Annotated in this window: 11 protein-coding genes; 5 read left to right on the forward strand and 6 right to left on the reverse strand. The window is 71.4% G+C overall.

Going from position 1 to position 11,611, the window contains the following annotated elements; all coding sequences use genetic code 11:
- The 3 genes from FREUN1FDRAFT_RS35325 to FREUN1FDRAFT_RS35335 all read left to right on the forward strand — a co-directional run.
- Nucleotides 1-564 (forward strand): enoyl-CoA hydratase-related protein (locus FREUN1FDRAFT_RS35325; RefSeq protein WP_006545185.1); only part of this gene is annotated, 564 nt, incomplete at its 5' end.
- Nucleotides 565-801: 237 nt separating this feature from the next.
- Nucleotides 802-1,308: a cupin domain-containing protein gene (locus FREUN1FDRAFT_RS35330; protein ID WP_006545186.1), complete on the forward strand. Its 507-nt coding sequence runs from the start codon at nucleotides 802-804 to the stop codon at nucleotides 1,306-1,308.
- Nucleotides 1,309-1,387: 79 nt separating this feature from the next.
- Complete coding sequence (locus FREUN1FDRAFT_RS35335; RefSeq protein WP_232295567.1) at nucleotides 1,388-2,455, forward strand: dihydrodipicolinate reductase; 1,068 nt, start codon at nucleotides 1,388-1,390, stop codon at nucleotides 2,453-2,455.
- Between the two features lie 42 nt (nucleotides 2,456-2,497).
- On the opposite strand, the gene FREUN1FDRAFT_RS35340 is transcribed toward FREUN1FDRAFT_RS35335, so the two are convergent.
- The 6 genes from FREUN1FDRAFT_RS35340 to FREUN1FDRAFT_RS35365 form a co-directional block, all read right to left on the reverse strand.
- A complete protein-coding gene (locus tag FREUN1FDRAFT_RS35340; RefSeq protein ID WP_006545188.1) occupies nucleotides 2,498-3,292 on the reverse strand; it encodes a TetR/AcrR family transcriptional regulator in 795 nt (264 codons plus the stop codon).
- Between the two features lie 98 nt (nucleotides 3,293-3,390).
- On the reverse strand, nucleotides 3,391-5,019 hold the full coding sequence (locus FREUN1FDRAFT_RS35345; protein WP_369809851.1) for a class I adenylate-forming enzyme family protein: 1,629 nt from the start codon (nucleotides 5,017-5,019) through the stop codon (nucleotides 3,391-3,393).
- A 91-nt stretch (nucleotides 5,020-5,110) separates the two neighbouring features.
- The gene (locus FREUN1FDRAFT_RS35350) at nucleotides 5,111-6,784 is read right to left on the reverse strand and encodes a class I adenylate-forming enzyme family protein (RefSeq protein WP_006545190.1); all 1,674 of its coding nucleotides are present in this window, start codon (nucleotides 6,782-6,784) and stop codon (nucleotides 5,111-5,113) included.
- Nucleotides 6,781-7,530, reverse strand: coding sequence for a hypothetical protein (locus tag FREUN1FDRAFT_RS35355; protein ID WP_232295568.1), 750 nt, complete (start codon nucleotides 7,528-7,530; stop codon nucleotides 6,781-6,783). Before FREUN1FDRAFT_RS35355 ends, FREUN1FDRAFT_RS35350 begins: the two co-directional genes overlap by 4 nt.
- Complete coding sequence (locus FREUN1FDRAFT_RS35360; RefSeq protein ID WP_035957175.1) at nucleotides 7,527-8,348, reverse strand: enoyl-CoA hydratase/isomerase family protein; 822 nt, start codon at nucleotides 8,346-8,348, stop codon at nucleotides 7,527-7,529. The genes FREUN1FDRAFT_RS35355 and FREUN1FDRAFT_RS35360 overlap by 4 nt, the downstream gene beginning before the upstream one ends.
- Before the next feature lie 57 nt (nucleotides 8,349-8,405).
- Nucleotides 8,406-9,215, reverse strand: coding sequence for an enoyl-CoA hydratase/isomerase family protein (locus FREUN1FDRAFT_RS35365; RefSeq protein ID WP_006545193.1), 810 nt, complete (start codon nucleotides 9,213-9,215; stop codon nucleotides 8,406-8,408).
- 658 nt (nucleotides 9,216-9,873) lie between these two features.
- Here FREUN1FDRAFT_RS35365 and FREUN1FDRAFT_RS35370 point away from each other — a divergent pair.
- Nucleotides 9,874-10,746 carry an SDR family NAD(P)-dependent oxidoreductase gene (locus tag FREUN1FDRAFT_RS35370; protein WP_006545194.1) on the forward strand — a complete coding sequence of 291 codons (873 nt, stop codon included), beginning with the start codon at nucleotides 9,874-9,876 and terminating at the stop codon, nucleotides 10,744-10,746.
- Between the two features lie 11 nt (nucleotides 10,747-10,757).
- Nucleotides 10,758-11,531, forward strand: coding sequence for an SDR family NAD(P)-dependent oxidoreductase (locus FREUN1FDRAFT_RS35375; RefSeq protein WP_006545195.1), 774 nt, complete (start codon nucleotides 10,758-10,760; stop codon nucleotides 11,529-11,531).
- Nucleotides 11,532-11,611 lie beyond the last annotated feature (80 nt).

Raw genomic sequence — 11,611 nt, forward strand, 5'->3', positions numbered from 1 at the left:
TTCGCCTTCTACCACGAGTTCCTCGGCTACCCCAAAGCCACCATCGCCCAGGTCGAAGGCCTCGCCCTCGGCGGCGGCTTCGAGATCGCCCTCATGGCCGACATCGCCGTCGTCGGCCAGAACGCCCGCCTCGGCATGCCCGCCACCCGCTTCCTCGGCCCCGCACTCGGCTCACTCCACCTGTTCTTCCACCGACTCGGACCCGTCCTCGCCAAACGCATGCTCCTCACCGGCGACCTCCTCACCGGAACCGAACTCGCCGAACGCGGAATCTTCACCGAAACCGTCCCCGACACCGACGTCCCCACCCGCGCCGAATGGTGGGCCCGCAAAGTCTCCCGCATGCCCGCCGACGGCATCGTCATCGCCAAGGAAGCCTTCCGCCTCGTCGAACAACTCCAGGGCTACCAAGGCGAAGAAGTCCTCAGCTACCTCTTCCACGCCTACGGCACCAACCTCAGCTTCGAAGACAACGAATACAACTTCGTCAAGACCCGCGCCCAACACGGCGTCAAACGCGCCTTCGAACTCCGCGACGAACACTTCGAGATCCCCGAACCGTGAGGTTCCGGCCCCGCGGTTCCGCGGAACCGCGGAGTCGCGGAGTCGCGGAGTCGCCGCGACCACGGTCGCCACGCTCGCGGCCCAGTCCCGATGTCGCCTGACGTGACTTGACGCGGCGCAGCCCTCTCAACATTATCGATGTCGACATCGACACCGAGATAGTGGCCGGGAGCGACCTGGACGTCCGCACGCGCACCCCGCGCGCGTCCGACGGCGGCCCGGCGGCGAGGAGAGGCCATGTCTGCCGACGAGCGCAGCAGCAGGATGTCGTTCTTCACCTCGGCGGGCGCGCCGACGCTCGACGACGACGGGATGATGTCACCGCCGCGGATCGACCGGGAGGTCTACACCAACCTCGACATCAGCCCGATCGCGGACGGGCAGCACGTCACCGTGCCGTTCAAGGGCGAGGGGCCGAACGGGTTCAGCCTCGTCCACTCGTGGTTCGGCGCGGGCTTCCGCCTGCCCCGGCACAGCCATTCCGCGGACTGCCTCTACTACGTCCTGTCCGGCGAGATCATCATGGGCAGCCGCACCCTGGGCAGGGGCGACGGGTTCTTCGTCGCGGCGGACGCGCCCTATACCTACACCGCCGGCCCTGACGGTGCGGAGGTGCTGGAGTTCCGCACGTCCACCAGCTTCGACATGAACGTGCGGGACCAGACCGTCGAGCGCTGGAAGCCGATCCTCGACGCCGCGCTGGCGAACCGCGAGAGCTGGGCCGCCGCCCGCGCCGGCAGGTAACGGACCCCCTTGCGCCAATCATTACATCTAGATATTTTGACAGGCACCGGCCGGGATCAGGTCCCGGCGAGAATCGGAGGTGCCTGTGCTTCGGGTGGTCCAGTGGGGCACGGGCTCCGTGGGGCGGCACGCGCTGCGGGCCGTGCACCAGCACTCCCAGTTACAGCTGGTGGGCGCGCTCGTCTACAGCGAGGCGAAACACGGCCGGGATGTCGGCGAGCTGTGCGGCCTCGGCGACATCGGGGTCCGGGCGACCCGCGACCAGGACGAGATCCTGGCCCTCGACGCGGACTGCGTGCTGTACATGGCCCAGGGCGAGATGAACCCCGGCGGCGCGCTCGACGACATCTGCCGCCTGCTCACTTCGGGCAAGAACGTCATCTCCACCGCGGTGACCTCCCTCATCTACCCGCGCAGCTCCGGGCCGGCGGCCGTCGCACGGCTGGAGGAGGCCTGCGCCGCGGGCGGGGTCTCCTTCCACGGGACCGGGATCGAGCCGGGCTGGGCCGCCGAGGTACTCCCCCTGACGATGTCGCCGCTGTTCCGGCGGATCGACTCGCTGCTCGTCCAGGAGCTGCTGGACTACTCGACCTACGACAGCGCCCCGATGCTCTTCGACATCATGGGCTTCGGCCAGCTCCCGGACGCCCCCGTCCCGATGGCCGACCCGAAGATCGCCGGTGCCGTCTTCCACGCGCCGATCATGATGGTGGCGGACGGCCTCGGCGCCACCATCGACGACTTCAGCTATGACCGGTCGGTCGCTCTCGCCCCGGCGGCCTTCGACATCACCGCCGGCCGCATCGAGGCCGGGACGGTGTCGGCCCAGCGCTTCTCCTGCACCGCCGTCATCGGGGGCCGGCACGCGCTGACCGTCGAGCACATCACCCGGGTCGGGCACGGGCAGGCACCGGACTGGCCGACCGGGCGCGGCTGGCGGGTCAGCGTCGAGGGCCAGCCGTCGATGCGGCTAGAGGCGACCATCGCCGTCCACGACGAGGACGAGAACGACCAGGGCTGCCTGGGCACCGCCATGCACGCCGTCCACGCGATCGCGCCGGTGTGCCAGGCGGCGCCGGGCATCCGGACGTTCCTCGACCTGCCCATGATCCTCGGCCGGGAGGTGTTCCCGCCGGCCCGGCCGTAGCCGACGCCGGGCGTAGCCGACCTCGGGCGTCAGCCAGCCCGCCTACTGCTGTGAGCGGCCCGGTTCCCTCGCCAGCCGGCGCAGGATGGAGCGGCCCTCACCGACCAGCGCGAGCGCCTCGTCGACCTTGCTGTGCCACTCCCGCGCCCGGACGATGCCCAGGCCACCCAGGCAGAAGACGGACAGGTCGATCACGTCGGGCAGCCCCAGCCCGTACTCGTCGCCGACCGTCGCCGACCTGACGAGCGACATGCGCGCGGAGGAGAGGAAGTACGTGGCCTGGTCGACACCGAACGGCGCCTGGATGCCCGACGCCGCCATCGCCTCGCCGATCAGCTCCCGGTACAGGGTCGTCACCGGTGCCTGTGACCGGGCGATCAGCTCGGGATCGACCTGGCCGATCTGCATCCGAAGCTGGGACAGGCCCCGGTCGACACCCGCCTTGTCGTGCAGCGCGGGCATCCGCGCGGCGGCGATCACACCGCCGGCCAGGCGCTCGACCGGGTCCTCCAGGACCGCGATCGCCGCGCGGACGAACCGCGCGTAGGTGCGCATCGCCTCCTCGTACACGGCGAGGAGCAGATCGTCCTTGCTGGCGAAGTACTGGTACAGCGTCCGCAGGGACTGCCCGGCCTCGTCGGCGACGTCCTGGACGGTCAGCGACTGGCCGTTCGTGCGCTCCAGGACGGTCGCGGCGGCGCGGATGAGCCGGGCACCGCGGTCGATCGACCGCCGCTGGGCACTGCTCAGCGACCGGCCGACGACCCGCCGCTGCCAGTCGGCACCGGGCTCCTCGTCGTCGTCCGGGCTCGGCTCGATGGCGGCTTCGCTGTTCATTACACGCAGACTACCGAATCTCGCACATGACGCTGTAGTACGGCGGTCCCGACCGACCGACCAGCCGACGCGGCTGACCGGCCGCGTCGGCGGCGACGTCACCTCCGGGGGCCGGCCACGCCCTCCTCGGTGAGCAGGCGGCGCAGCGCGTTGATGTCGACCTTCCCGCTGGCCAGCCGCGGCACACGGTGCGGGTCGCCCAGGACGAGCCAGCGGGTCGGGACCTTGAAGCTGCTCAGCCGGGCCCGGGCCTGCTCGGTGAGCTGCTCCGGGTCGTGCGCGGAGCTGACGACGACCGCCGCGACCTCCCGCGCATCCGCGCCACCCTCGCGACCCGCACCGTCCGCGCCACCCGCGGGCAGGTCGGTGACGTAGGCGTCGGCGACACCGGGCAGTGCGCGCAGGGCCGCCTCGACCTCCATCGGGTACACGGTCGCGCCGCTGACCTTGAACATGTCGTCCAGGCGGCCCCGGTACCAGAGGTAGCCATCAGCGTCGAGCGCACCGCGGTCGGCGGTCCGGTAGAAGCCGTCGGCGTCGAACACCTCGCTGTGGGAGCGGCCGATGATGCCGCGCATGACGTTCGGCCCACGCAGCCGGATCTCCCCCTCGGCACCGGGCGCGACCGCCGCCCCGGTGTCCGGATCGACGATGCGGACCTCCACACCGGCGAACGGCTGGCCGCAGCTGCCGTGCTTGTCCGGCGGCAGGTCGGTGTCCAGCCGCGAACCGCAGTAGGGCCCGAACGTCTCCGTCATCCCGAACAGGTTCGCCCGCGCCCCCGGTGCCGGCCGGGACGCCGCCGGCAGCACCGCGGGAAGGCTCGCGGGGCGCAACGCCGACAGGTCCGTGGCCGCGAACGCCGGGTGCGCCGCGAGCCGGGCCGCCTGATCCGGCCAGCCGCGGAACAGCGTCACCCGCTCCCGTTCCAGGAACGCCAGTGTCCGCGCGGGTTCGGGAACCGCCTCCGCCAGCAGGGTCGCGCCGGCGACCAACGCCGAGAGCAACCCACCACCGAACCCGCCCGTCCAGAAGAACGGCATCGGGATGTACAGGCGCTCACCACGCCCGATCCGCCGGCAATCCAGGCTCGCCGCGACCGCCCGCAGCCCGTTGCCATGGGTGTGCACGACACCCTTCGGCGTGGAGCGGCTCCCCGAGGTGAACAGCACCACCAGGTCGTCGGCGGGACGGACGGCGCGCTCCAGGCCATCGACGACGTCGAGCAGCGCGGCCGATGGCACGGTCGTGCTGGTCGCGTCGGGAAGCTCGTCCGAGCGCCAGATCCGGCGCAGCGACGGGACCGCCGCGTGTCGGCGCCCGGCGCGGGCGTCGGCGACCAGCCCGGGCGCGACCGTCTCCAGCTCGGCGAGGTAGTCGCGGCCGCGCAGCCGCGGCACCACGACCAGCTCGGTCACCGCGGCGACGCGCAGCTGCGCGAGCAGCTCGGGCGGCCGCAGCAGGGTGCTGAGCGGGACGAGCACGGCGCCGACCCGCATCACCGCGAGCGCCGCCGTCGCCCATTCGATGCCGTTCGCCATCACCAGCCCGACCCGGCTGCCCTTGCTGACACCCGCACCGACGAGACCCGCGGCGAGCGCCCGGCTGGCGTCGTCCAGCTCGGTGAAGGTGACCGCCTCGTCGTCGTTCACGAGCGCCTGGACCGCGCCGTCGAGCCGGCGCCGGAGCGCGAGCAGCGCCGGAATGGTCAGCTCCGCCGGCAGCACCACGCCGACCCGGCCGTCGTCACCGGCGCCCGCGGTCTCGACCACCGCCTCACCTGCGGCTTCGGTCTCGGCTTCGGTCTCGGCTTCGGTCTCAACCTGCGGCACGGAGCAGCTCCCTGAGCGCCGGGACGTCGATCTTCCCGCTGGACATCGTCGGTACCTCGTGCTCCGCCAGCAGCATGATCCGCCGCGGAACCTTGTAGGCGGACAGCTGCTCGGCAAGCCGCCGGCGCAGCTGGTCGGCGTCGACACTGCGACCCGCGGGCACCCGCACAGCCGCGGCGACGATCTGGCCCCGGGCTCCGTCGGGCAGACCGACCACATGCGCGGTCAGGCCGGCGACGTCCCGGATCGTCGCCTCGACCTCGACCGGCGACACGTTCGCCCCGCCCGTCTTGATGACGTCGCCGTCACGGCCCTGGAAGTAGAGGTACCCGTCGGCGTCGGCGCGGAAGAGGTCACCGCAGTGATACCAGCCGTCGGCGTCGAAAACGTCGTGCCGCTCCCGCCCGTGGTAGCCCTCCATCAGGAACGGGCCCCGCAGCCAAAGCTCCCCCACCTCGCCCGGGCCCAGCACACGCCCGTCGGCCGGGTCGACGATGCGGGCCGCGAAGCCGGGTGCCGGCTGGCCGAACGAGCCGCGCCGATGCTCGGGCTGGTCACTCTCGTCCTCGCTGACCAGGCAGACGGAGCCCGCCTCGGTCATCCCGAGCATCTGGTGCCGCAGCTGCGGATCAGCCGGCCGGACGTCCGCCGGCATGATCGAGTACAGGTTTCCGCGCCGGATGGACGACAGGTCCCGGCGGGCGAACGTGGGATCCGCGGGCAGCTGCGCCACCGACTGGGCGTACCCGTTGACCATCGTCGGGCGCTCACGTTCCAGCACGTCCAGGACGTCCGCGGCCGCCGTCGCGTTCGAGCAGACCAGCCGTCCGCCGGCGAGCAACGTGCCCAGCAGCGCGTAGGCGAAGCCGCCGATCCAGAAGAACGGCGAGTTCGAGAACAGCGAGTCGTCCGGGGTGTAACGGCGGATCTCGTTCAGGTTGGCCAGGTGCCGGATCAGGGCGCCGTGGGTGTGGATCACGCCCTTCGGCGCGCTCGTCGACCCGGACGTGTGCACGATGACCATCCGGTCGCTCGCCCGCACACCGTCCTCGGCGGCCAGCAGGACGTCCGCGCCGATCTCGGCGCCCCGCGCCAGCAGCGCCGGCACCGTCCAGGCCGGGTCGACACCCTCGACGCCCCCAGCGTCCCCAGAACCCTCGGCACCCTCGGCACCCTCGACGGTGGGCCCGAAGAGGACCTGGCGCAACACGGGCATCGACGGCGCGAACAACGGCGGTGGGGCCTGCGCGATCTCGGGCACGGCGGCCCGCAGCGCCGCCACGTAGTCGTGGCCACGGTAGGAGGTGGCGCTCAGCAGCACCCCGACATCGGCGCCGCGCAGCAGGGCACCCAGCTCGGCGCTGGTCGAGAAGGTGCTCAGCGGCACCGTCACCGCACCGATCCGCGCCGCGGCCAGCCAGCCGACGACGAAGTCGCTGCCGTTCGGGTACAGCAGCCCGACGTGCGTCCCGCTGCCGACGCCCAGCGCCAGCAGGCCACGCGCGAGCTCGCCCGAGCGCCGTTCAGCCTCGGCGTAGGTGAGCACGTCGTCGTCGCAGGTGAGAAGCGCCCGCGACCCGTGGCGCGCGGCCTGCTCGCGCAGCAGCGCCGGGACGGTCAACGCTAGCCTGTCACCGGCGTCGACGGTCGTGGCGATCATGATGGCGCCCTCCGCGGTGACACCGCCGGCAATCGGGATCGATCGCCCTTCACCGCGTCCATCGCCGCCTCGCACAGCAGGCGATCCCCGGCGAACAGCTGACCGGTCGAGGAGATCCTCGGCCCGTCGGCCGATCGGCTCAGGACGAATTTCAGCTCGGTGAGCAGCGGAGTGGGCCGCCGGTAGCGCAGCGACAGGCCCGCCGTCTTCCCCGCCAGCCCCAGGTCACAGTTGTGATGCTGGATCACGGCGTCGAAGAACAGCGCGAGGAAACCACCGTGGACCAGGCCCGGCGGCCCCTCGTAGGCGATCGGGAAGGTGACCGTGCCCTCGGCGTGGTCGCCCGCGACCGTGAGCTCGTACTCGGGGAACATCGGGTTGAAGGCGCCGATGTTTCGCGAATGATCGAGGTAGACCCGGCCGCTCAGCGCCTCCCCCGCTTCTTCAGCGCTGCCGGCCTCGGCGGCCTCACCGGCATAAGCGGTGCCGACGCGCGGCGGCCCGCCGGCGGGACTGTGGGGCTCGAGGCTGCGCTCCGCCTCCTCGAGCGCGGCCAGCAGGGTCTCGACCGCCGGATCCTCGTGTTCGAGCGCGAGCACCAGCCCGGTCACCCGCCGCAGCCGGGCCGCGGCCTCGGCGGTCTGCGCGAGCGGCGCGACACCGAACACCCAGGGCTCCACCGGCGCGGGAGCGGATGCCGGCGCCGCGGGGGGTGCCGTCGCAGGTGCCGGTATGGGCTGCGTCAACGCAGCCTCCACGCCGGGCGGGGCGCCGAGGTGCCGGCCGCGTCGGCCGCCGCGGCGGTCGCCTTGGCCGCGGCCTCCGCCTCGGCCATCCCGGCCGCGTTGCCGAGCCGGGTGTAGATCAACGACTGTTCCATCGCCGCGCGGTACGGGCGGTCCAGCGACTCCCAGATCGCCCGCACGGTGCCCTGCGTCGCCGTGGACGGATGCCGGGCGATCCCCGCCGCGATCTCATGGGCCCTGTCCCACAGCTGCGCCCGCTCGACGACCTCGGTGACCAGGCCGATCCGCAGCGCGGTCTCGGCGGACACCCGCTCGTCGTTGCCCATCAACGCGATGCGCAGCGTCTCCCCGAGGCCGATCCTGCGCATCAGGCCGATCGGCTCGACCGCGCACACCCGGCCATAGGTGACATGCGAGTCGAAGAACGTCGCCTCGCTCGAGCAGATCACCACGTCGGCCTCGTTCAGGAAGTAGAACGCGCCGGCAGTGCAGATGCCCTGCACCGCGCACACCACGGGCTTCCAGCACTTCTGCCACTTCGGGCTGAGCATCTCGCCCGGATCCTCGTGGTTCCACACGTCGTCGGGCTGGCCGAACGCCTTCTTCACGTCCAGCCCGGCGCTGAAGGCCCGGTCGCCGGCCGCCCGCAGCACCACCGCGTTCACCGCCGGATCCAGCTTGACCCGCCGCCAGACGTCCCGGATCTCCTCGCACATCTGCCGGTCGAAGGCGTTCATCGCCTGCGGACGGTCCAGCGTGATGGTCGCGACCCGGTCGGGCCCCGTCTCGTACCGGATGGTCGAGTAGGTCGACATCATGATCTCCTGACTGACCGGGAAACGTGCTCGCGCCGGCTGACGCCCACCGAGGTCGGCTCAGCGCCCACTGAAGTCGGGCTGGCGGCGCTCCTTGAACGCCAGCAGTCCTTCCTTGAAGTCGGCGGTGCGCGAGGCCAGCTCCAGGGCGAACGCCTCGTCCTGCATGGCCTCGGTCAGCCCGAGCTCCAGGCCCCGGTTGACCAGCCGCTTCGTGAGGCCGACGGCGACCGTCGCCGCCTGGCCGAGCGTCTCCACCAGGGCCGCGGCCGCCTTGTCGAGGTCGGTGTCGGGGACCGCCTGGTAGATCAGCCCCCAGGCGGCGGCCTCGGCACCGGACAGGCGCCGGCCGAGCAGCAGCAGCTCCTTGGCCCGCGCGACCCCGACGAGGCGGGGCAGCATCCAGGTCGCGCCGCTGTCCGGACTGAACCCACGGGCCAGGAACGGCTCCCAGAACGTGCTGTCCTCGGCGGCGACGGTGAAGTCCGCGGCAAGCGCGAGCTGGAATCCGAGGCCGGCGGCGTAACCGCGCACCGCGCAGACGACCGGCAGCTGCACCTCCGACACCAGCTGGATCAGGCGGTGTGCCTGCAGTGCCGTGCGGCGCTGCACGCTGCCGGGGCGCGGCCGGGCAGCGCCGGAGGTGTTGGAGCTGACCCAGTCCGCCCCGGAGCAGAAGTGCGGGCCGCGCGTCTCGATCAGCACCACCCGCAGCGTGTCGTCGGTCGAGGCCTCCTCCAGGGCGTCGATGATCCGCCGCACCGCCACCGTGTCGAGGGCGTTGCGCCGCTGCGGGCGGTCCAGGCCGATCCGCAGCAGGCAGCCGTCGCGGTCAAGGGCGACTCCCGACTCGGGAGGCATGTCCACCATCGATCCGCTCCTCCAAGGCCGTCGAACGCCCCACGGCACCATCGCCGCCCCCCGCGATGGCTGGCGGTGGCGCGGTGGCGTGTCGCGAGCAGCCTAGGCCGCACCGCCCTAAATGTCTAGAGGTATTGACCCGCGCAGCGGTGACCGCTCGACCGGTCGCGGCGGTGACGCCATCGACCCGGATGCGTTCACCGAGGTCAAGCCCATGAGATGAGCTGCGGCCGTCCTGCTCCCCGCCTTACTCCACCGACCAGGCAGCTCGGATCACACCGCCCTCCCAACCCTACGCACCAAACGCACTCCGGCGCGGGAGCCCCGGGCTGCGCAGACACCCACGCGCGGATGCGGTGCGGCGCCGACCGCGCCGGCACGAGCATCTCGAACAGCTTCCCCGCTCGAATTGCCAACGGCCACCTTTACCGGGGCCCAGCAATCGTGATAAGCGGGCGGCATACCGAGATGTTATAGCTGGCCGCCGAAAGTTGTATTGGTCACAGTCACCGGCGCCGTCCTAGCATCAGAAAATCCTCGCGACGGCCGGCACCGCCGAAAGCAATGAGCCATCTGCGCCACACGGTCCGCAGGCAGGGCCGGCGCGGGTCCGAGTCGACGGCGGAAAAGGCTCGACACCCACCGCCAATGCAGAGCGGAGAGATTCATGGAACCGGATGACCGTGACTGGGCGAAGGAACTGGGGCTTGACCGCCTGCCCACCCACACCATCGGGATGCGGGTTTCGGAGCTGCTCGACCTGAGTGGCAGAAAGGCGATCGTCACCGGGGCGGGCGGCGACGGACTGGGCCAGGCCATCGCGAATCGCCTGGCTGGCCTCGGGGCCGATGTCGCGCTGATCGGGCGCACTTTCTGGAAGGTCGAGAAGCGGGCCGCGGAGATCGAGCAGCGGTGGGGAGTGAAGGCATTCCCCGTCCTCGCCGACATGTCGGACTGGGATCAGGTGCACCGTGCGGTGCAGGAAAGCCACGAGGCACTCGGCGGGCTGGACATCATGGTGAACAACCCCGTGATGGTCGTCGGCGGCCCGTTCGAGAAGCACAGCAAGGACGACATCGACCGGACGGTGCTCGGCAGCCTGACCATGATGATGTACGGCGCCCATGCCGCGCTGGAATACCTGCTGCCGCAGGGGTCGGGGCGGATCCTCAACATCGGGGCGGTCGGCGGACGCATCCAGCAGAAGGGCCTGACGGTCTACTGCGCATGCAAGGCCGGGGTCATCGGCTTCACCCGCAACCTCGCGCACGAGGTGGCACCGCGCGGTGTCAACGTCCTGGGCGTGGCACCCGGAATCATGATCAATCCAACCCTGCGGCAGCGGGTTCTCGACCCGCAGAACGAACACGACCTGGTGGGCCGCACCGCGGTACTGAACTCCATCGAGCACCAGGTCCAGCTGGGGCGGGTCTGCCTGCCGGAGGAGGTCGCCAACATGGTGGCCTACCTCGCCTCGGACGCCGCCAACTACATGTGCGGCCAGACCATCGACGTCGCCGGCGGCCAGTGGATGGGATGAGGAGCACGGACATGCGCGGACTCGCAGACAGGTCGTTCATCGTGGCGGGGGGCGCGACCGGTATCGGCGCCGGGGCCGCACTCAGGCTGGGAGAGGAGGGCGCGGGCGTCGTCGTCGGTGACATCAACCTCGCCGGTGCGCAGGCGACCGTCGAGCGGATAACCAGGATCGGCGGCCAGGCGATCGCGGTGCACTTCGACCTCGCCGACGAGGAGTCCGTCCAGGCGCTGGTCGACGCGACGATCGCACGCTTCGGTGCCGTCGACGGCCTGTTCAACGTCGGCGCGGACCTCTCCCCCGGCAACCTCGGGCGGGACCGGACCCTGCTCGACACCGACCTCGACGTGTGGACCCGCACGCTCGACGTCAACGTGGTCGGCTTCGTCCGGACGGCCCGCGCGGTTCTTCCGCACCTGCTCGCGAACGGCGGCGGCAGCATCGTCAACACCTCGTCGGGTGCGTCCGTCAGCGCCAGCGACGGCAAAAGGCCCGCGTACGGGGCCTCCAAGTCGGCTGTCAACGCGCTCACCCGGCACATCGCGACCAACTGGGGCCGGGCGGGCGTGCGCTGCAACTGCGTGATGCCCGGCCTGGTCATGGGCGAGCTACAGGAACAGCAGAACGACCTCGCCCTGCAGAAGATGTTCCTCGACCGGGTGCCCACGACCCGGTTGGGCCGCCCGAGCGACCTCGCCGCGGTGGTCGCGTTCCTGCTCTCCGACGACGCCGAATGGATCAACGGCCAGGTCTGGGCGATCGACGGCGGCGCCAACATGCGCAACTGACCCGCTGGCGACCGGCGAACAACCCGGCAGACCGAAAGACCGCAGGCGGACGGTCTCCCAGGCGTGCGCACCCGAGTGCG

Origin of the sequence: Parafrankia sp. EUN1f, from assembly GCF_000177675.1 — a bacterium.
In the GTDB taxonomy this organism is placed as follows: domain Bacteria; phylum Actinomycetota; class Actinomycetes; order Frankiales; family Frankiaceae; genus Parafrankia.

Bases quoted from the DNA above. Each gene is read 5' to 3' on its own strand.
- FREUN1FDRAFT_RS35330 (WP_006545186.1), top strand. From the start codon at position 802: ATGTCTGCCGACGAGCGCAGCAGCAGGATGTCGTTCTTCACCTCGGCG.
- FREUN1FDRAFT_RS35340 (WP_006545188.1), bottom strand. From the start codon at position 3,292: ATGAACAGCGAAGCCGCCATCGAGCCGAGCCCGGACGACGACGAGGAG.
- FREUN1FDRAFT_RS35350 (WP_006545190.1), bottom strand. From the start codon at position 6,784: ATGATCGCCACGACCGTCGACGCCGGTGACAGGCTAGCGTTGACCGTC.
- FREUN1FDRAFT_RS35360 (WP_035957175.1), bottom strand. From the start codon at position 8,348: ATGATGTCGACCTACTCGACCATCCGGTACGAGACGGGGCCCGACCGG.
- FREUN1FDRAFT_RS35365 (WP_006545193.1), bottom strand. From the start codon at position 9,215: ATGGTGGACATGCCTCCCGAGTCGGGAGTCGCCCTTGACCGCGACGGC.
- FREUN1FDRAFT_RS35370 (WP_006545194.1), top strand. From the start codon at position 9,874: ATGGAACCGGATGACCGTGACTGGGCGAAGGAACTGGGGCTTGACCGC.
- FREUN1FDRAFT_RS35375 (WP_006545195.1), top strand. From the start codon at position 10,758: ATGCGCGGACTCGCAGACAGGTCGTTCATCGTGGCGGGGGGCGCGACC.